This is a genomic window from Gilliamella sp. B2828, assembly GCF_026537125.1.
In the GTDB taxonomy this organism is placed as follows: Bacteria; Pseudomonadota; Gammaproteobacteria; order Enterobacterales; family Orbaceae; genus Gilliamella.
The window spans coordinates 86,800-106,455 of record NZ_JAFNMU010000007.1 but is presented as its reverse complement, the minus strand read 5'-3'; the positions used below and the strand labels follow the sequence as shown (position 1 = coordinate 106,455).

30 protein-coding genes and 1 tRNA gene are annotated in these 19,656 nt (G+C 35.5%); 26 read left to right on the top strand and 5 right to left on the bottom strand.

What is annotated here, in order from left to right:
- Positions 1 to 33 precede the first annotated feature (33 nt).
- From J3U19_RS07760 to J3U19_RS07655, 23 genes are all read left to right on the top strand, one after another.
- On the top strand, positions 34 to 303 hold the full coding sequence (locus J3U19_RS07760) for a hypothetical protein (protein WP_267345958.1): 270 nt from the start codon (positions 34 to 36) through the stop codon (positions 301 to 303).
- A 51-nt stretch (positions 304 to 354) separates the two neighbouring features.
- On the top strand, positions 355 to 510 hold the full coding sequence (locus J3U19_RS07755; RefSeq protein ID WP_267345957.1) for a hypothetical protein: 156 nt from the start codon (positions 355 to 357) through the stop codon (positions 508 to 510).
- A gap of 89 nt (positions 511 to 599) precedes the next feature.
- Positions 600 to 1,271, top strand: a complete 672-nt coding sequence (locus J3U19_RS07750; protein ID WP_267345956.1) for a pentapeptide repeat-containing protein — start codon at positions 600 to 602, stop codon at positions 1,269 to 1,271.
- A gap of 222 nt (positions 1,272 to 1,493) precedes the next feature.
- Complete coding sequence (locus J3U19_RS07745; protein WP_267345955.1) at positions 1,494 to 2,318, top strand: PD-(D/E)XK nuclease-like domain-containing protein; 825 nt, start codon at positions 1,494 to 1,496, stop codon at positions 2,316 to 2,318.
- Positions 2,311 to 3,129 carry a hypothetical protein gene (locus J3U19_RS07740; protein WP_267345954.1) on the top strand — a complete coding sequence of 273 codons (819 nt, stop codon included), beginning with the start codon at positions 2,311 to 2,313 and terminating at the stop codon, positions 3,127 to 3,129. The genes J3U19_RS07745 and J3U19_RS07740 overlap by 8 nt, the downstream gene beginning before the upstream one ends.
- Positions 3,130 to 3,167: 38 nt before the next feature.
- Positions 3,168 to 3,731, top strand: coding sequence for an Nmad5 family putative nucleotide modification protein (locus tag J3U19_RS07735; RefSeq protein WP_267345953.1), 564 nt, complete (start codon positions 3,168 to 3,170; stop codon positions 3,729 to 3,731).
- Positions 3,732 to 4,113: 382 nt separating this feature from the next.
- Positions 4,114 to 4,362, top strand: a complete 249-nt coding sequence (locus J3U19_RS07730) for a hypothetical protein (protein ID WP_267345951.1) — start codon at positions 4,114 to 4,116, stop codon at positions 4,360 to 4,362.
- Between the two features lie 95 nt (positions 4,363 to 4,457).
- Positions 4,458 to 4,847 carry a hypothetical protein gene (locus J3U19_RS07725; protein WP_267345950.1) on the top strand — a complete coding sequence of 130 codons (390 nt, stop codon included), beginning with the start codon at positions 4,458 to 4,460 and terminating at the stop codon, positions 4,845 to 4,847.
- 3 nt (positions 4,848 to 4,850) lie between these two features.
- Entirely contained in the window at positions 4,851 to 5,111 is a 261-nt protein-coding gene (locus tag J3U19_RS07720) for a hypothetical protein (RefSeq protein ID WP_267341293.1), read from the top strand.
- Positions 5,112 to 5,113: 2 nt separating this feature from the next.
- A complete protein-coding gene (locus tag J3U19_RS07715; RefSeq protein WP_267345949.1) occupies positions 5,114 to 5,398 on the top strand; it encodes a hypothetical protein in 285 nt (94 codons plus the stop codon).
- A 272-nt stretch (positions 5,399 to 5,670) separates the two neighbouring features.
- Positions 5,671 to 5,952, top strand: a complete 282-nt coding sequence (locus J3U19_RS07710) for a hypothetical protein (RefSeq protein WP_267345947.1) — start codon at positions 5,671 to 5,673, stop codon at positions 5,950 to 5,952.
- Between the two features lie 8 nt (positions 5,953 to 5,960).
- A complete protein-coding gene (locus J3U19_RS11575; RefSeq protein WP_416380572.1) occupies positions 5,961 to 6,185 on the top strand; it encodes an HNH endonuclease in 225 nt (74 codons plus the stop codon).
- The gene (gene ssb / locus J3U19_RS07705; RefSeq protein WP_267341296.1) at positions 6,169 to 6,618 is read left to right on the top strand and encodes a single-stranded DNA-binding protein; all 450 of its coding nucleotides are present in this window, start codon (positions 6,169 to 6,171) and stop codon (positions 6,616 to 6,618) included. Before J3U19_RS11575 ends, ssb begins: the two co-directional genes overlap by 17 nt.
- Before the next feature lie 484 nt (positions 6,619 to 7,102).
- On the top strand, positions 7,103 to 7,876 hold the full coding sequence (locus tag J3U19_RS07700) for a BRO family protein (protein ID WP_267345945.1): 774 nt from the start codon (positions 7,103 to 7,105) through the stop codon (positions 7,874 to 7,876).
- 140 nt (positions 7,877 to 8,016) lie between these two features.
- Positions 8,017 to 8,361, top strand: a complete 345-nt coding sequence (locus J3U19_RS07695; protein WP_267345944.1) for a Lar family restriction alleviation protein — start codon at positions 8,017 to 8,019, stop codon at positions 8,359 to 8,361.
- Between the two features lie 32 nt (positions 8,362 to 8,393).
- Positions 8,394 to 8,753: a hypothetical protein gene (locus tag J3U19_RS07690; RefSeq protein ID WP_267345942.1), complete on the top strand. Its 360-nt coding sequence runs from the start codon at positions 8,394 to 8,396 to the stop codon at positions 8,751 to 8,753.
- 9 nt (positions 8,754 to 8,762) lie between these two features.
- Entirely contained in the window at positions 8,763 to 9,059 is a 297-nt protein-coding gene (locus tag J3U19_RS07685; RefSeq protein WP_267345940.1) for a hypothetical protein, read from the top strand.
- Positions 9,060 to 9,154: 95 nt separating this feature from the next.
- On the top strand, positions 9,155 to 9,379 hold the full coding sequence (locus J3U19_RS07680) for a hypothetical protein (protein WP_267345938.1): 225 nt from the start codon (positions 9,155 to 9,157) through the stop codon (positions 9,377 to 9,379).
- A gap of 9 nt (positions 9,380 to 9,388) precedes the next feature.
- A complete protein-coding gene (locus J3U19_RS07675) occupies positions 9,389 to 9,748 on the top strand; it encodes a hypothetical protein (protein WP_267345937.1) in 360 nt (119 codons plus the stop codon).
- Positions 9,729 to 10,103, top strand: a complete 375-nt coding sequence (locus J3U19_RS07670; RefSeq protein WP_267345935.1) for a hypothetical protein — start codon at positions 9,729 to 9,731, stop codon at positions 10,101 to 10,103. Before J3U19_RS07675 ends, J3U19_RS07670 begins: the two co-directional genes overlap by 20 nt.
- Entirely contained in the window at positions 10,100 to 10,345 is a 246-nt protein-coding gene (locus tag J3U19_RS07665) for a hypothetical protein (protein WP_267345933.1), read from the top strand. Before J3U19_RS07670 ends, J3U19_RS07665 begins: the two co-directional genes overlap by 4 nt.
- 11 nt (positions 10,346 to 10,356) lie before the next feature.
- Positions 10,357 to 10,980: an MT-A70 family methyltransferase gene (locus J3U19_RS07660; protein ID WP_267345923.1), complete on the top strand. Its 624-nt coding sequence runs from the start codon at positions 10,357 to 10,359 to the stop codon at positions 10,978 to 10,980.
- A 2-nt stretch (positions 10,981 to 10,982) separates the two neighbouring features.
- The gene (locus J3U19_RS07655) at positions 10,983 to 11,198 is read left to right on the top strand and encodes a helix-turn-helix transcriptional regulator (RefSeq protein ID WP_267345922.1); all 216 of its coding nucleotides are present in this window, start codon (positions 10,983 to 10,985) and stop codon (positions 11,196 to 11,198) included.
- Here J3U19_RS07655 and J3U19_RS07650 read toward each other — a convergent pair.
- The 5 genes from J3U19_RS07650 to bamE all read right to left on the bottom strand — a co-directional run bounded on the left by J3U19_RS07650 (position 11,187) and on the right by bamE (position 16,977).
- Positions 11,187 to 12,362: a tyrosine-type recombinase/integrase gene (locus J3U19_RS07650; RefSeq protein WP_416380669.1), complete on the bottom strand. Its 1,176-nt coding sequence runs from the start codon at positions 12,360 to 12,362 to the stop codon at positions 11,187 to 11,189. The genes J3U19_RS07655 and J3U19_RS07650 overlap by 12 nt on opposite strands.
- 163 nt (positions 12,363 to 12,525) lie before the next feature.
- Positions 12,526 to 12,602 (bottom strand) — tRNA-Arg (locus J3U19_RS07645).
- Positions 12,603 to 12,899: 297 nt separating this feature from the next.
- Entirely contained in the window at positions 12,900 to 14,915 is a 2,016-nt protein-coding gene (rep, locus tag J3U19_RS07640) for a DNA helicase Rep (RefSeq protein ID WP_267341305.1), read from the bottom strand.
- 84 nt (positions 14,916 to 14,999) lie between these two features.
- A complete protein-coding gene (gene dusA / locus J3U19_RS07635; protein ID WP_416380237.1) occupies positions 15,000 to 15,926 on the bottom strand; it encodes a tRNA dihydrouridine(20/20a) synthase DusA in 927 nt (308 codons plus the stop codon).
- A 628-nt stretch (positions 15,927 to 16,554) separates the two neighbouring features.
- Positions 16,555 to 16,977 carry an outer membrane protein assembly factor BamE gene (bamE, locus tag J3U19_RS07630; RefSeq protein WP_267341307.1) on the bottom strand — a complete coding sequence of 141 codons (423 nt, stop codon included), beginning with the start codon at positions 16,975 to 16,977 and terminating at the stop codon, positions 16,555 to 16,557.
- Positions 16,978 to 17,189: 212 nt separating this feature from the next.
- Between bamE and J3U19_RS07625 the strand changes: the two genes are divergently transcribed.
- From J3U19_RS07625 to tadA, 3 genes are all read left to right on the top strand, one after another.
- Positions 17,190 to 17,801 (top strand): FKBP-type peptidyl-prolyl cis-trans isomerase, encoded by a 612-nt coding sequence (locus J3U19_RS07625; RefSeq protein ID WP_267341308.1) that lies wholly within the window; start codon positions 17,190 to 17,192, stop codon positions 17,799 to 17,801.
- Between the two features lie 508 nt (positions 17,802 to 18,309).
- Positions 18,310 to 19,131, top strand: coding sequence for a 4-hydroxy-tetrahydrodipicolinate reductase (gene dapB / locus J3U19_RS07620; protein ID WP_267345920.1), 822 nt, complete (start codon positions 18,310 to 18,312; stop codon positions 19,129 to 19,131).
- A gap of 9 nt (positions 19,132 to 19,140) precedes the next feature.
- On the top strand, positions 19,141 to 19,629 hold the full coding sequence (tadA, locus tag J3U19_RS07615; RefSeq protein WP_267341311.1) for a tRNA adenosine(34) deaminase TadA: 489 nt from the start codon (positions 19,141 to 19,143) through the stop codon (positions 19,627 to 19,629).
- Positions 19,630 to 19,656 lie beyond the last annotated feature (27 nt).

The following is a 19,656-nucleotide window of genomic DNA, read 5'->3' as shown; positions in this document are numbered from 1 at the left end:
ACAATGCCAAAAACCAATCATAAAGGGTTGATTATGAATAATTTATACAGTTGTGTTGCAAATTCACATGAACAAGCATACTGCGAAATGATGAATGATATTGAGGCACAAGATGCTAAAGAAGAATGGATTGAAAAAAGAGCTGACGAACCAATCAAAAACTTTGGTAATGACAATGATTGGCAAATCATCGAACTACTCAAAATCAAACTGGAAAGTAAGAGTATTGATGCTGATATATATAACCAATTTATAGTTGATATCTGCTACTCACAAGCAAAAGCTGAATATCAAAAACAATAATAATCACTCGACTCACTATAGTGAGTCAATGAATTAAAAAGGAAAGGAAACATGGCAACAAGATCAAATATTTGTGTAAAAGTTGGCGATGTGTACAGAACTGTTTATTGTCACTATAGCGGTTATTTAGCTTATAACGGAGCTATTCTATTTGAGCATTACAACTCACAAGAATTAGCTGAAGAATTGATTGTATTTTCTTATTAAAAATACTGACAGCTCGGAAAGACGGCACATTGCTACATCCTATTTGCCCTCACTTGAGGGCTTTTTTTACAGAATTAAGAGATAAAACAATGAATATTAGAGAAATTTTAGAACAACACAAAATATGGATTGACAGTCTTGGTAGGAAAGGAATAAAAGCTAATTTGCGCAGTGCTAATTTGGACAGTGCTTATTTGGGCCATGCTAATTTGCGCGGTGCTAATTTGGACTGTGCTTATTTGGTCCATGCTGATTTGCGCGGTGCTGATTTGAGCGGTGCTTATTTGATCGATGCTTATTTGCGCGGTGCTGATTTGCGCGGTGCTGATTTGAGCGGTGCTTATTTGATCGATGCTAATTTGGACAGTGCTTATTTGGGCCATGCTAATTTGCGCGGTGCTTATTTGGGCCATGCTAATTTGCGCGGTGCTGATTTGCGCGGTGCTGATTTGCGCGATGCTAATTTGCGCGGTGCTAATTTGGACAGTGCTGATTTGCGCGGTGCTGATTTGCGCGATGCTGATTTGCCTAAATCAATATTCATTATTTTAGATGAAACCTATTTCATATCAATAACAAATGGTGATTGCGTCCGCGTTGAAGACGAATGTCACCCAGCAAATAATTGGCGCAAATTTTCAAAAAAAGAAATTGCCCAAATGGATGGTAAAAAAGCTCTGCAATTTTACCCGCGATTACTTGATATCATTGATATTTATTGCGGTAAGGGCGAGCGTCCAGATTGGTTAAAAGAGGAATGAAAACAATGAACACAATACCCATAGATCATGTCGGCTGCAATGTTTATCAAATGGACCGATTTAGAAATGATTATAGACTAAACAAGGGCGAACAAATGTACGCCCTTTTTTGTACATGCGTACTAACGATTGGGATGTTGTTTATGCTATTTCAATGGATGTTTAAGATTGCGAGTGATTAAAAGTGGTTATAGAAAATGAAAAAGATAATAAGGAGCCAACATGAAACAGGGTATTTATTACGATATATCTAATAAAGATTATCACAACAGTGAGGGTGTGAGCAAGTCTAATCTAGATGATATTGCAAAAAGCCCTGCAATTTACAAATGGCGACAAGAAGCACCAGAAGATAAAGAAAAAAAGAAAGCTTTAGACATTGGCACAGCCCTACACTGTCTTCTTTTAGAACCGCAACACTTTAATGAGCGGTTTATTGTTGTTCCTTCATTTGACCGTAGAACAACGCAAGGTAAAAAAGACCTCGAACAATTTATGGAAGAAAATTATTCACCCGAAAAAATCATTATCACAGAAGAAGAAGAACGGAAATTACGGCTAATGCAAGAGAGTGCTTTTGCACATCCAATTGCAAAAAAATTACTTGATATGGACGGTTATTGTGAATCTTCTATTTACTGGGTTGATAATGAAACTCAAGTTCTTTGTAAAATTCGCCCAGACAAATTAGTTAAAAATGACAACAAATCAATGATTATTGATGTAAAAAAAACCAATAACATTGAGGATTTCGGGAAAAGTATAGAACTGTATAGATATCACGTTCAAGATGCAATGTATTGCGAAGGTTTTAAAAAACAATTCGGAGTAAATCCTCATTTTGTATTTATTGCAGTAAGCGAAACTATCGATTGCGGTAGATACCCTGTAAGAGTTTTTGTTCTTGATGATTATGATAAAGAGATAGGTTACCAGCTTTTTAGGCGTGATTTGGATAAATATGCCGAATGCCTACAAACAAATACTTGGCACGGATTTGAAATTATACAACGTCCAGATTGGGCAAGGAGAAAGGACTATGAGTAATGAGATTGCAAACATCTTTGCAAGCAAAGAAAAAGATGAACCAAAAAGTAATTCACTAACACAAATAGAAAGCCAACGAGCTATTCAAGAAGTTCAGGCTGCTATGATTATAGCTAAAAAATTTCCGCGTGACCCTATTTCAGCAATGGATAGGATATTGAATGCTTGTACACGTCAAACATTAGCTGAAGGCGCGTTATATAGTTATCCTCGTGGAGGTGTAGAAGTAACTGGACCAAGTATAAGATTAGCTGAAGCAATTGCTCAAGAATGGGGAAATGTGCAATTTGGTATTAGAGAGTTAGAGCAGAATGATAAAGAATCGATTGTAGAGGCTTTTGCTTGGGATATAGAGCGCAATACCAGACAGATTAAAACTTTTACTGTTCCTCATGTAAGGTTTACAAAAAAGAATGGGCTAACAAAACTAATCGATCCTAGGGATATTTACGAAACGATAGCCAACCAAGGAGCAAGGCGATTACGAGCGTGCATTTTAGGTGTTATTCCTGGTGACGTTGTAGAGCAAGCGCAGAAACAATGTGAAGTTACGCTTGCTGCTAATGTTGAAGTAACACCCGAAACAATCAAAAAACTAGCCGACACATTCAAGGCAGAATTTAGTATTACCGCAGAACAATTACAAGAACGTTTACAATGTAAATTAGAAGCAATCCGACCAGCTCAATATCTACAACTTAGAAAAATCTATACAAGTCTAAGGGATGGTATGTCAAAACCTAGCGACTGGTTTGTAATTGAAGATAAAAAAAGTGATTCAGCAAACAAGCTGAATGAGGAATTAAGCTAAAAGTCGTCCTATAACGGCTTTTTAATAGGAGTAAAACAATGACTAGATTAACCAAAAAAATTAAAGGGAAAATTTGTAGAGAAGCAATTGAGCAATCACCAGTAAATAAAGCGTTGGCAGAGGTGAATAGCCAATTATCGAAATTGATACTTGATGTTTATAACGATAATGCGACAAATAAACAAATTGAAGATATGTGTAAAATAGTAGAACGTGTTGAAAAACTACCGTTTTATTTTAGAGGTTTTCTTGAAACTTCTTACATTAAATGTGTTTTCGGTGGAATGTATACAATTTTATATGCTCCAGACGGTGTTATTTTTTATGATTTAAAAGAAAATCCTACTTATACAGCAGAGCATGAGTTTACAAAACGTTTTTTAGATTTAGAGCATAAAAAAGATAGTTTAATTAAACAAAAAAATGATTTGAAGCTTGAGATTCTGGCTCTTCTAGATAGATGTGCAACTCTAAAGAAGTTACAACAAATATGGCCAGAATCAGTTAATTTTCTAGGCAGTATAGAAACTGATACAGCTATCATCAATTTACCTGCCGTAGTTATTGAAGATTTAAATAACAAGCTTGGCATTTCTTCTTAATTTACTGTTTTCGTCTGGTATATGCGTTGATGATTAGCTGTTAGCAGAGACCCACTCCTCTGTAGAGAGCGCGCTAATTTGAAATATACAAGCCAGTGTTTTTATTAATCCACATCATGACGGTAGTAGCGCCGTTGGCGAAAGAGCGGCATTTTTAATAAAGAGGTTTTCATGCAAATTAAAACCAAAATAGAATTAAACATCAGTCTATATAAAACATTGGAATTATCTAATAGTGTAATAGAACGATATCCCAACACCCACTAAATAAATATCAAATAATACAAGTTAGCAGCGATAGCGTAGTTAAAGTTGTATGTGTATGCAGAACAAAAATAGGTTACATCACCAAAATTGAATAATTTTTAGAGAAATCAATTTAATGAGCAAAAAAATAAAATACGGGGAAGACAAGATTTATGAAGTTGATTTACCCATCCCAAAATTCAATCAATTTGACCCAGTTTTATATAACGGTATCAGAACTGAAATTGCTAATAGTGCTAATTATTATGCGTTCAATGATGATGATGTGATGTGTCCATGGTACTACGTACCCACCCTACTGGATAATTTTATTTATATTGAATTAGTACCAGAAACTGATTTAACTAAATTCACAGGTAACTAAATGGCAATATTAAACAAATCACAAACAGAGAAGCTTAATTTTAATTGTACCGTTCAAATGCGGGAATGTAATAGTTAATTATAAGAGAGGTTTAAATGGATGAATTTCCTTGGCGTAATGCTAAAACAGAGGCTCCATATTCTGGTGAAATAGTCATAGTAAAAATAAAGCACCTTGACGGCTGGCATTATTGCATAGATAGCATATGTGAAAATGCTAGTTGGTTGAGCTGTGGGGATGATGATGAGGCGATTGAATGGCTTTATCTATATGAAATACCATTTGATATGTTTTTAACGAGAAAAATCGAACTGTATGACAAAACAGTATACAACAACATATATGATGCCAGAATAGATGGCGCAACATCTGAAATTAGTGTTGAGGGTGTCACAAACGAAACAATAAAACTAATTATCAATACTGTTTCTGAGGTTTTCGGTAAAGGCAAAAGTGGCATCGGAATACATATAGAAACCGAGTAAATTATGATGATTGAAAAATATAATTTTAAATATTTTAGCTATAGCCCTAATGCGGGGCTTGAATTTCACGAAACAGAGAAACAAGCCAGAGAGAGGGCGGAGGAATCCATATCATTTTATGATAGTAAAAGTTGGGATGATCTCGTAGAAATGGTTTGCTATGGTGAAGTTAAAGAGGTTGCCACAAAAACAAACGTTCGCCCCGACCCGTCTGGTGAATATGAATATCTGTGTGATTATAAATTAAAGCTGATTGAGGAATAATTATGAAATATTTTAGTTATGACCCGTCGGATGCTGACGGACTGGAGTTACATAATACAGCAGACGAGGCTAAATTGAGGGCGCAATCATGTATTCCTGAAATGCTCGATTGTGACGGACGTTGGGAGGAACGAGTTAATTTAGTTTGCTGGGGCGAGATTAGGGAAATTGCAATTAAAACGGACGTCATTAATGTTGATGATCGTGGATTCGGTGAGGATGGCGTGGAGTATGGCACCGATATTGATTACATGTGCAAATATAAATTAAACCTCCCTCAGGAGTAACACATGAGCGATATGAGCGAGACGTTAGGAGAATGGAACGAAATCGAAAAACAGAAAACACGGAGACTTTACGATAAAAACTTGAGGATTCTTAAATATCACCCATTTGTCTATCAAATAGACCAAAGTGGGGTGGTATCATTTAAAACTTTTAGAGGCACGCTCTATTTTTACTCAGCTATTAATATATTAGTGTTTAAAAACATAATTTTTCGTACTGGTGCAAAAGGGGCTTTAGCGTTTATTAAAGATATAACTAAAGGTCGGAGATTATGATTACACCTGAAGAACGGAAAACATTAAAAGTTGGGGGTGTGATCCATACCGTAGTGGAGGAGTTAGAGTGTGTAATGAGTGGAGAGGTAATAGATAACAATACTGCGGATTTTACATTTTTTACTCGTAGCCTTGATTATGAACATATATATATTAAACAAATTGATGCTTATAGAACTGTTAGAAAAATGAAGTTAGATGATATTAACTACCTGAATAAAGAAATAGAGCTTATTGATGTATTAATTAAACAACTGGAGCAAGAAAATGGCAAATAGAGGTTTACATGAAGACAAATATCAAGAATTGTTTGTTGTGCGGAAATGTGTTTTTTCGTAGTAAAAAACTATCCCAGTCACAATGGGATAATCGAAAATTAATTAAAGGCGAACACGTTCACCACATCGATGGCAATAAACTAAATAACAATCCTAACAATCTAATTATTTTATCAGCATCAGAACACGCAAAAATTCATACAGGAGATAGACAAAATGGCAAGAGGCGTTAATCAGGTGATTTTAGTTGGTTACACAACTCAAGACCCTGAAATCAGATACACAAGTGACGGAAAAGCAATAGCAAATATTACAATTGCCACAAATAAAGAATGGAAAGATAAAAATACTGGTGAAAAGAAATCAAAAGCCGAATATCACAGAGTGGTTATTTTTGGGAAATTAGCCGAAATAACAGGTGAGTATGTAAAAAAGGGATTTTTATTATATGTTTCTGGTCAATTACAAACTCGAAAATGGCAAGACCAATCAGGACAAGATCGTTACACGACGGAAGTAGTAATTAATCCTATCGGTGGAACTTTACAAATTCTAGGTTCACGCAGTGATGATGCAAATCAGCAACAATCACAACAACCAATTAATCGCCCCATTCAGCAAAATGAGCCATCAACAGATTTTGATGATGATTCCATTCCGTTTTAATTTGACAATAATTTTATCGGGTTGTATAGTTGTTAATACTACAACATACGCGGACTTCCGCACCCGATAGCCTAGCGGTTTTTTTATGCCTGTTATTTAGGTATTTGATCATATATATGATCGGGTCGAGAAGACGAAATACAATACTCGCAAGGGGAATACGTCTCGCCGTCGTAAAGCGGTAGTTGAAGCCCGATCACCTACTAAATCTTTTTCATAATTACTATCTTTTAAAATGTTGACTTCAAATATCATATTGCGATATATTGACTCTTGAGGCTTAAGAACCTTGACAAGACGGATATATCGCCCCGTTAGTGTGATTTTTTTGTACCTAATTTTGACTAGACTATTTTTGACTATGGTCGAGAGGGCGACGAATACAACACCAGAAATGGGAATAAGTCCGGCCGTTCTTGTCGGTTTCTTAACCTCTTGACCTCCACACTCGTGGGTAACTTAAGAAATTACAAGAGGTACAAAAATGTCAAATTTATCAGTATTCAATTTTCATCATTCAAATGTTCGTATCCAATTATTAAATAATGAACCCTTATTTTGTCTTACCGATGTTATCAAAATTTTGAATATAAAAAATGCTCATGCTAGCCGTTTCAACTTTTCAGAAAAGGGTATACATAAAATGTACACCCCTACAAAAGGCGGTAATCAAGAATTATTGTTTGTTAACGAACCCAATTTATATCGTGTAATTTTTAGGAGTAATAAAAAAGAAGCTGTAGAATTCCAAAATTGGGTATTTGATGAAGTGTTACCAACAATTCGCAAAACTGGCTCATATTCGCTAACTATCAATTCAGAGCAACAACAGGCAATCAAGCAAGCCGTAAATGAACGTTCTTACCGAACAGGTGAACATTATCAAGCAATTTACACCAAGCTTTATGAACAATTTAAAATCCCTCGCTACCAAGATTTGCCTGCCTCTAAATTTGATGAGGCGATTAAGTGGTTAGGCGGTGTGCATTCTCGAAGCGGGTTATCTGACGAAGATTGGTATGATTTAGCATGGTTATATAAAGCCGCTGAAAGGATGCGATATCAAATAGAATTAATAGAGCCTGCATTGCGTGTGATTGACTCAGGTTTTAGAGGCAATTTTCATTCTATGGCTCGTGAATACAAGCGAGTTTTATATAGTGCTAAAGTAATAATTGAACGGGAAACAGCACATATTCAGCCAAAAAATATTATCGATAAATGGAACAATGTTTTGCCAATAATTAGACATTGCTAAATATTTTTAAAGGGCATTAAGCCCTTTATCCCCCGAATCTGTTCATAACTCGTTTGATATCCACCCTATCTTATTAATTTAAAATCAATTCTCACGCTGATTATTTAGTGTGCGATTACTATTATCTAAAGGAAATGATTATGACTAAACAATTAAAACCCTGCCCGTTTTGTGCTAGCACAAATTTATTTATTGATGATGTTGATTATAGATTCAATGAGGCTGTTCCAGATGAACAACAGGGCATTTACAATGCTGTCGTTTGTTATAACTGCAACGCAAGAGGCAGTGAAAAAGATTCTGAAAAGAAAGCTATTTGGGCTTGGAACACGCGAATAACACACGAATTGAAAATATTACCAAAACATTTTAAGGCTGTGGAGGGTGGCGACAAAAAATCCGAAATACGTTTCAACGACCAAAAATATTTACAAAACGGTTATGTAATGCTGAGCATTGCACGAGTTGACTTGGATCTAACCTGAGCAATGAGCGATAGCGGCAACGGAGAACGAACGTGAACAGTAACACATTAAAAAAATATCAAACTCAGCTAAAAAAATTAAAATCCAAACAGGACGTTATAAGGGCAGAATTGGCGGACTGCCAGCAACGTTACAACCAGCTTAAAACAGAAATTTTAGAAACTCAAACGAAAATCAATGAACTTTCTAGCAGTAACAAGCTGATAGTTAGTGAACACGCAATTATCAAAGTATTAGAACGAATGTTTGAAATTAATCTAAGCGAAATTGGTCAACAAATAACTGATGAAATTCAGCCTGTTTATGAAAAAGTTGGCGACGGAACTATACCAGTTAAATGTATTGGTTTACGTGCTGTAATAAAAAATGGCGTGATAGTAACAGTTAAATGAGGTGATTAATTGACAAATAAAAAAATAATTAAACGTTTAATAAAAGGAAATTGGTATTTAAGGGCTGAAGATGATCACGATTTAGCTCTAATACTAAACGCCTGTCATGACGCTAAATTAACATGGATAAGCGGCAAAACTAAGGTGAGCAGCGTGATATTTGAGGATGATGAATACATCCTGTACCCAACATATTTTATTGGTGTTGATTGTGATGATACGGGGTTGTCATATAGCCACACACCATTTGCATTTGAATTTACCCATGACATTACAGACTGGTTTTATCGAGAGGTGATTAAGTGAAAATTAGAATACACACGCCACGAAAAGTATCATTGGACTCTTTGGAATGTGGTGATTTTTTCGTGAAGGAATACGAGAGCGGCAAATTAAGTCAAGTGTACCAAAAAATAACTGAGCCACAATGTTTTGGCGATTATGATGAAGCATCGGTTGAAATTAAACTGCTAAATGAGCTCGTTTATTACGTTGAGGTATGGTGCGGATGGCAATATTCGTACACAAAAGAGAAGGCGAAAGAAACTATGGTCTACAAAGTAGTACCCGTTACAGGCGCGCTAGAGGTAAAGCTTGACTTGGATATACAGCTAAAAACAAATTAAGGACCAAACATGACTAACTACACTAAAGAACAGCGAGAAATAATTACTGAATTTTTTGAAAAAGAGATATTACCTTTAAAAAGCAAGGTTAACCAATCGTTAGCGTTTTCCAAACTGGACGAGTGGGTTAATGTCAAGGACATTAAAGAAAAAATAGAAAATCTCAAATTCACAAGATTTGCTGAAATAAAAAATCATGTAGGAACAAAGTTTAAACAACGCTTCTATGATGATGAATATGTCATTGGATACAATCAAACTTCAAAAGAAAACATCATAATTAACATCAACAAATCATTGGCATTTGGTGTAGATACTGTCAGTGGTGATACTCTCGTAGAGGTGATCAATGAAACCTCGTCAAATTAAGAAAAACTCAAAGTCGGCAATGGATTTGCTGATTAAATTTTTTGGTTATAAACCAAGCGACTTTGCATTAGAGGAACAACCAACGAACACAAACAAACGATATGGCAAACGTGACTATTTTGAATGGCATTGTTATGGAGAACCCAGCTACGAATATGGTGAATGTGATTCGCAAGTAGCGAATGATGAATTATATGATGCTGTATCTTATAAATCCATAAAACTATCGTCTGCAAAATATTCTGATTGGGTTACCGAAGAATTCACTTTAAAAGATCACTTTATGTCTATATCAAAAATAGACCTAATCAGAGAATGCAGAAAACTAGCAAAAGCAGGGGTACGGTTTAAATGAAAAAGAAATTTAAACAACGCAAGCAACACTATTTCTTATTTGCATATAAATTTCAATGCGCAAATGGTAAAGATGGGTATGGGTGTAAAACCATATCAAAAAATAATATAAATGTAACACAAACAACCTTTAATTGCATTTGGGAATTATTAAAGAAAGATGTTGATGATGTTGAAAATATGATTATAACTTCAGTTAATTATCTTGGTTATATGACTGAAAAAGAATTTAACGATAATTGATCAATATAGGGATGGTATATGAAAAATATAATCTAATTTACGCCGATCCACCGTGGCAATATTCGAATCAATCAACACGAGCCGCCACAAAAAATCACTACCCCACTATGACATTCCAAGAACTTAAATCACTAAACATAAAATCAATAGCAGATAATAACAGCATATTAATTATGTGGTATACGTCTGCATTTGCAAGGCAAGCTGATGCGCTAGCCACTCATTGGGGTTTTGAGGTTAAAACTATGAAATTGTTTACATGGGTGAAATTAAATAAAAACTATCATCAAAACATAACTAAACAACTAAAAAAACACGGTTGTATGAATTCTGAGGACGTTTTTAATTTAATTAACGATCAGCTGAGATTTGGATTAGGTAATTATACTCGTGCAAATAGTGAGGATTGTTTGATTGCTGTTAGAGGTAAAGGCATTCAACGAATTAATAAATCAGTTAGCCAGATAATTTTAGCCCCGATAGGGGCGCATAGCGCAAAACCTCAGGAGGCACGAGACCGAATAGTTCAATTATACGGAAATGTACCGAGGGTTGAATTGTTTGCCCGTCAGAACGTAAACGGTTGGGATGCGTGGGGTAATGAATGCATAAATGATATTGAATTAGGAGAATAATAATGACAAAAGATTACACAATTGAAGATCCCAGATATAGCAGAACTCAAGTATGCGCGTATGTGGGAGGGATAGATCAAACTACGTTAGATAAATGGATAGCTGCGGAAAAGTTTCCAAAACCTGATTTATATCTCGGCAGGCATCCTCGCTGGAAGCTATCCACTATCAACGCATATCTATCTCAAAAAGAAGAACAATACCAATCATGCGGTTAAACCATCTATATAATCCGCATACCACTGCATCATCTCACGTCTACCCTCCAAATATTGTGCGTGGTTATAAATACCTCGCACACTGCCTTCCTCATGATTTAATTGTTTCTCTATCCAATCACGATTAAAGCCATGCTCATTTAAAATACTCGAAAACTGATGCCTAAAGCCGTGCCCACTTGCACGGTTAGCAAATCCTAATCGCCGAATAACATGAAGGATTGCGCCATTCGACATCGGTTTTGATGGATGGTTCCTATTCGGAAAAACAAATTCACCATGTCCAGTTATTGGCTGTAAAAATTTTAATATGTCTATCGCCTGAGTAGCTAAAGGTATCAAATGTACCCTATCTTTTTTAACAACTTCTTCATCAATCGTTGCCAATTTCTGCTCAAAGTTAATATTTGACCATTTTAATGTAAGAAGTTCTATTGTACGCGGGACGGTATATATCAAAAGCATAGTTGCATACCGTGTTAATATATTGCCAGAGTACCCTTTAAGCGACTTTAAAAATTCCGACATTTCAGCATCGGTAGCTAAAAAAGGGAAATTTTTTGACTGAGTTTTAGCCATTGCACTTGATAGTTCAGCGGTTGGATTAACCTCCGCCCTACCCGTAATAATTGCATATCGGAATACTTCACCGCATCGCATTCGCGCTTTTTTTGCTATTTCTAAAGCACCACGATTTTCAATAGCTTTTAATACCGTTAACATCTCAAGTGGTTTGATTTTATTTATCGGTTCGTTACCGATAAATGGGTAAATATCGCGCTCAAATATACTAATAATTTCATTTGCATATTTTTTTGACCATGTCAATTTTTTAGATGAATGCCATTCGCTTGCAATTGATTTAAAAGTATTGTCACTTTCAACATTAGCTAATAAAGCACTTTTTTTGCGTTCAAAGCTTGGGTCTTTACCGTGAGCCAATAGTTGTCTAGCAAGTTCTTTTTCATTGCGAGCCTCGGACAAGCTAATATAAGGATATTTGCCAATCGTTAAGGTTTTCCTTTTACCGTTGAACTTATAATCGTACCGCCATGACTTAGTCCCTGATGGTGTAATATACAAATATAAGCTTTCAAAATCTGGCAACTTATAGGGCTTATCTTTGGGTTTTGCTGAATCAATGGCTTTTATAGTTAGCATAATTACGGTATTTTTTGTTGCGGTATTAAAATATACCGTAAATATACCGTTAATAGATTGTCGTTGTCAATCGTATACAATCGTATCTGGTCGTATTAAAAAACATTAAAATATCAGGCTAAATAAGGTTCTAATCGTATTGAGTCGTATTGAGTCGTAGATGGAATGGCGTCCCCTACAGGATTCGAACCTGTGACCTACGGCTTAGAAGGCCGTTGCTCTATCCAGCTGAGCTAAGGAGACGCGGATTGGATTTACTAAATTAGCGTAGAGTATTATATAAAGCTTTTTTGATCCGTCAACGTTTTTTAGAGGTTTACTAAGTTAGATAGACAAAATATCATCAATTTAACCAGATAACCTTGTTAATAAAAAATTTTTTGATGTTAAATTTAATATTAACAATTAACAAAAAAGGGGATTTTTTATTTTTAGTCTTCAACCTATATCCCATTTCCTCAACTTTTTCACTTTAAATTTCAGTTATAAGTGAGTGAAATAACTTTATTGCTTACTTATTTTATCCGATATGGAAGTCGCTTATTTCGCATTGGCTATTTGAGCTTTTAGCATTGCTAGTCGACTTTGAGCTTGTTGCATTTTCTGTTCAGGCGATAACGCGTTTGTCTGATTGTGCCAAGCTAAATCATCCTGGGGTAATTCTAATAAGAATCGACTTGGCTCAACATATACCGTTTCACCAAACTGTTTACGTTGGCGACTAAATGAAAATGTCAGCTCACGCTGTGCTCGGGTTATACCAACATATGCAAGACGACGTTCTTCTTCGATATTATCTTCGTCGATACTCGTTTGATGCGGTAAGAGTCCTTCGGACATGCCAATCAGATAAACATAGGGAAATTCCAAACCTTTCGAAGCGTGTAATGTCATAAGCTGTACTTGATCCAGACCTTCTTCGGTTTCATTACGCTCTAGCATATCACGCAAAGTAAATCTTGCTACAGCTTGTTCTAAGGTCATACTTTCGTCAATATCATCACCTTGTAACATTTCATTTAACCAAGTAACTAATTGTTCAACGTTACGCATTCGCATCTGACCTGCTGTGGGCGATGCTGAGGTTTCATAGATCCAACTTTCGTAATGAATGCCATGTAATAGTTCATGGATGGTATCCATTGGATCTGTATGTGATTTTTCAATTAATGAATCAAACCAATGAATAAAAGTAAGCAACGTTTCCATCCGTTTACTCGAAAGTAGTTCCTTCAAGCCCATATCATGACTTGCTTGATATAAACTCACACCTCGATGATTTGCCCATTCACCCAGTTTTTGAATCGTTACCGGACCGATTTCCCGTTTTGGAGTATTAATAATACGGATAAAAGCATTATCATCATCTGGATTGGTCAATAAACGCAAATATGCCATAAGATCTTTAATTTCAATACGCGCAAAAAATGAAGTACCCCCTGAGATTCGATATGGAATGCGATATTGCATTAGCATTTTCTCGATTAAGCGAGATTGATGATTACCTCGATATAATATGGCATATTGACCATAATGGCTGTTGTTAGCAAAACGATGTCCAATCAGGTCATTTACTACTTTTTCAGCTTCAGACTCTTCATTATCCGCAGATAGGACACGTAATGTTTCACCATAATGCAGTTCAGAAAAGAGCTTTTTTTCAAAAATGTGAGGATTATTTTCGATTAAAATATTGGCCACTTTTAATATACGACCAGATGAACGATAATTTTGTTCCAGTTTGATGACTTCTAAATTAGGAAAATCTTGGTTAAGTAAAACTAAATTTTGTGGACGGGCACCACGCCAGGAATAAATAGATTGATCATCATCCCCGACTACTGTAAATTTCGCTCTGTCACCAACCAGTAACTTAATAAATTCATATTGACTTGTGTTAGTATCTTGGTATTCATCTACCAACAAATAACGTATTCGATTTTGCCATTTTTCGCGGACTTCTTCGTTATTTTTTAATAATATAGTTGGTAATAAAATTAGATCATCAAAATCCAATATGCTACACGCTTTTAATTGTTTTTCGTAGAGTTGGTAGCAATGAGCAAAAAGCTTTTCTTTATTGGTTTGAGCCCGTGCCATAGCAATGGTTGAATCAACGATATCATTTTTCCAGTTTGATATAGTAGCGCGTAGTTGATTAATGAGATCTTTATCGCCTTCCAACCATTTCTGAGTCAATTCTTTCAGTAACGCCGTTTGATCGTGATCATCAAATAATGAAAAATTGGATTTGATTCCTAGATGTTGATATTCTTTCCGAACAATATCGAGTCCTAAAGTATGGAAGGTGGAGATTTTTAGTCCTCTTGCCTCTTGTTTATTGATTGACTGAGCGATACGTTCTTTCATTTCACGTGCAGCTTTATTGGTAAAAGTAACTGCAACAATATGTCTTGGTAAATACTCTTTAACCCGAATTAAATAGGCAATTTTATTAATAATAACCCGAGTTTTTCCAGATCCAGCACCTGCAAGAACAAGGCATGGACCTGAAACATATTCAACCGCTTTTTGTTGACTTAAATTTAAACGCACAGAATATAAACCATTAAGAAAATTGGCGGCTAGTATATAACGATACAGTAGCTGCGTGCAATTGTAACAAATTAGACATAAATTTTATTGAATAAAGGATAACGCTGTTTCTACAACCTCAATACCTGCACCTTTTTTATGAGCATTTTCGCTAAGGTAACGACGCCATTGTCTTGCCCCTTTACAACCATTAAAAATACCCAGTGTATGGCGCATAATATGATTTAGCTGGACACCTTGTATTAGTTGTTGTTCAAGGTAAGGATAAAGTGCCCGAATCGCTGTTTTAGGTTCGATGATTGGCAAATCAGATCCAAAAATCTGTGAGTCAATATGGGTGAGCAATAATGGATTTTGATACGCTTCTCGCCCAACCATGACGCCATCGACATGACTTAGATGTTGTTTAATTTCATCCAGAGTTTTTATGCCACCATTAATAGCAATAGTTAAGTTTGGGTAATCTTGCTTAAGCTGATACACACGATCATAATCAAGTGGTGGCACTTCACGATTTTCTTTAGGACTTAAGCCAGATAACCATGCTTTTCGAGCATGAACAATAAAAGTATTGGTATAAGGCATAACTGTATCAATAAATCTACGCAAAAAATCATAACTGTCAAAATCATCAATTCCAATTCGTGTTTTAACTGTAATGGGTATATCGATCTGATCTTGCATCTGCTCAACACAATCCGCTACTAAATCAGCTTTCCTCATTAAACATGCACCAAACATACCATTTTGCACACGATCTGATGGGCAACCCACATTTAAATTGATTTCGTCATATCCACGTTGTTGTGCCAATTTTGCGCATTGTGCAAGTGCTTTAGGATCGCTACCTCCTAATTGTAAACTAATTGGATGCTCTTCATAGTTGAAAGCCAAATAATCACCTTTACCAAATAATATTGCGCCCGTTGTGACCATTTCGGTATACAAAAGCGTTTGTTTGGTTAAAATTCGATGAAAATAACGACAGTGTTTATCAGTTAGATCCAGCATGGGTGCAACAGAGAAATGATTTAAATTGATTTTTTTTTGCAAACTTACCTCGACATAAAAAAAAAGTATTAACTTATTCTTTAATTTAGATCGAGATCCATAATATAAGGAATTAATAGAGATATCAATGAAACAAGCATTATTTCAATTAACACTGGAGAAAATTTAATAATAACAGATAAGATTTATTGCATCTATGCAACTGAGTTTTCGAGTTATTGTTATAATAAGTAATGGGCTTTCTTGTTTAGGTAGCATTAAATCTATTATCGGTATTCCAACAGTTATCGCTGGTGTAAAACGGTTAAAGCACAAAGTTCATTTAGTTTAGCCGTAAATCTGCAAAGAGATGGGGGATTTTGTTGCAACCATTACAACAATTCATGATGATTAAAAATTCTACTCAACCACTTTCATTTGTAAACATTTATTTTTAAATATTTTAAATGATACTTGTATTTATTGCTTCTTTTTCTCATTACTCCTATTAAATGCAGATTGCCAGTCACGACAGTTTATCTTCATCATGTTTCACTGTTTTAAACATAGAGAGTAAAAACCTCGATATTTCACGAGGTTTCTCCTTAAAAATGCAATAAGAATGCGATCAAGATGGTAGATTAAATGGTTATTGATTATTGAGACTATCGCCATCATCAGATTGTATTTCAACATGATCCGAGATTTCTTGTTTATTCATTTCTTCTAAAGATTTTGAACCTTCCAATGCTGAAACTTTAATGTCTGTCACTTTACCCATTTCATCAAAATAAATGGAATACGTTCTTTGACTAATATTTTCATGCTGTGGCTGTTGACGAAAAACATAATACCAAACATTATCACCGAAAATGGAAGTTAACATTGGTGCGCCCAAAATAAAGACAACTTGATCTTTTGTTTGACCAACTTTTAATAAATCAATTGCTTCTGGTGTCACATAATTACCTTGATTGATGTCAGGTCGATACACCCAATGTTCAACAACTGAACAACCAGTTAATAAAATACTAGTTAAAATTACAAACGAGGTAAATTTACGAAACGGCATCTACACTTAACCTATTTTTGAGAATTTAATGTTGCATATTATCGCTGATATTTTAGCTGAGTGCTAGCCAAATTAATAAATTCTTTCCCAATTGTGTAATAAAACAGTAATCCTACTTTGTTAATTTAAATTACTGCTTGACATTTATTTCCTTATCTACAAACTAATTAATCTATTTATAAATTCTATCCATTAACCATTAAAGGTAAAAAATGAAATTAGAAACAATCGATCAAAAAGCAAGTTATGCTATTGGATTACAAATTGGTCAACAATTAAAAGATTCAGGTCTAAATAATTTAGATCTCAATGCATTAAAATTTGCAATGGAAGATGTCTTAACAGGTAATCAACCTGCACTTCCACTACAAGAATTGCATGATGCACTGCGCCATGTACATGAACAAGCAACGAAAGAAAAAGCCAAACAAGCCGAAAAAATTGCGCAAGAAGGCAAGGATTTTCTTACCGAAAATCTAAAAAAAGATGGCATCAAATCGACCGAATCTGGTTTACAGTATGAAATCATTACTGTTGGTGAAGGTGCACTACCTAAAGCAACTGATCGTGTACAAGTTCATTATACTGGTCAATTAATTGATGGTACCGTGTTTGACAGTTCTGTTGAACGTGGTCAACCTGCTGAATTCCCTGTTAATGGCGTGATACCTGGTTGGGTTGAAGCTTTACAACTTATGCCTGAAGGTTCGAAATGGCGTTTGTATATTCCTCAAGAACTTGCATATGGTCCACAAGGTGCTGGCGCATCAATTCCACCCTACAGTACATTAATCTTTGATGTTGAATTATTGAAAGTTCTATAAATAATTATGGACGCAAAAGCGTCCATTCTCTTTTTAGTTATGATGTGTTTTTGGTAAAAAATAAGAAGTAAATTCCTCTAAAAACAAGAAAAATAGATGTTGCCGATTTAATAATACAAAGTAGAAGCATTAAGACTGCAAGTAACAACACATATTAAGTACCATTTTGCTAACCAAATAATTTGCAATTGGCATAGCAATACCTGCAAAAGCATACCAATAGCAATAATACCTTAAAAGAGACTGCGGTTAAAACTAAGAATGTTAGCCGTAGATTAAAAACATACACATACTTATTTTAAATCAACCGAAGAGCATTGTTAAAATGGATGCTGTAGCGACGATATTCCAACCCAAATACCATGAAAAATGCATAACAATTCTAAATATTTTATTTGTTACTCTTTTAATGCCTTCTCATTTAAGTTTAATACTGTGTATAAGTTATTTATTTTCCGCTATAATGCCAGCAACTATCGACAATAGACAAAAGTGTAAGGAAAGTTATATGTCTACAAACTTTATTCGTATTGCTGTCGCAGGTGCCGGTGGCAAAATGGGACGACAACTTATTCGGTCTGTTGCGCAAATCAGTGGCGTAACATTAGGCGCAGCATTTGAACGTGAAGGTTCATCTCTTATTGGCTCTGACGCGGGTGAACTTGCTGGAATTGGTGTTTGTGGAATTAACGTATCTGACAAACTCGACCAAGCAAAAGATCAGTTTGACGTACTCATTGATTTTACTCGTCCCGAAGGCACATTAAATCATTTAGCTTTTTGTGTCGAAAATAAAAAAATGATGATCATTGGTACAACTGGTTTTGATGATGCTGGAAAACAAGCCATCGCTGATGCGGCTAAGAAAATCGGCATTGTTTTTGCTGCTAATTTTAGCGTAGGAGTCAATTTAGTACTTAAGTTGCTTGAGAAGGCAACTAAAATTATGGGTGATTATAGTGATATCGAGATCATCGAAGCACATCATCGCCATAAAGTTGATGCTCCCTCAGGTACAGCTTTAGCTATGGGTGAAGCAATTGCCGAGGCACTAAATTGTGATTTAAAAGATCGAGCAGTTTATTGTCGTGAAGGTCATACTGGTGAACGTCCTGAAGGCGCCATCGGCTTTGCTACTATTCGCGCTGGAGATATTGTTGGTGAGCATACTGCCATCTTTGCTGATATTGGTGAACGAGTTGAAATTAGCCATAAAGCATCCAGCCGGATGACCTTCGCCAATGGTGCTGTACGCGCAGCATTGTGGCTAGCCAAACAACCTATTGGTTTGTATGACATGCGTGATGTCCTTAATTTAAACAGTTTATAAATTTAGCATATGCGTGATGAAGTTTGGATGCAACATGCAATCATGTTAGCTAAAAGAGCTGAAGTAATTGGGGAAATTCCTGTCGGCGCAGTTATTATAGATGAAAATAATAACATTATTGGCGAAGGTTTCAATCAATCCATTTTAACACATAACCCGACTGCTCATGCCGAAATGATTGCATTGGCCAACGCAGGGGAGTATATAAAAAACTATCGTTTAATTAATGCTACTCTTTATGTCACATTAGAACCTTGTATCATGTGTGCTGGCGCCATTATTCACAGTCGTGTTAAACGTGTTGTTTATGGTGCAAGTGATTATAAAACTGGCGCTGCGGGTTCATTAATTGATGTTCTTGCCTATAAGGGGATAAATCACTATGCCGAGGTCACTGGAGGAGTTCTAGCAAATGAATGTGGTCATATTTTAAGTGAATTTTTCAAGAAACGACGTTTACAAAAAAAGGCACTTAAGAAATGTTGCCAAGAAGTTTGAGGTTAACCATACGTTTCAGTAAAAAAA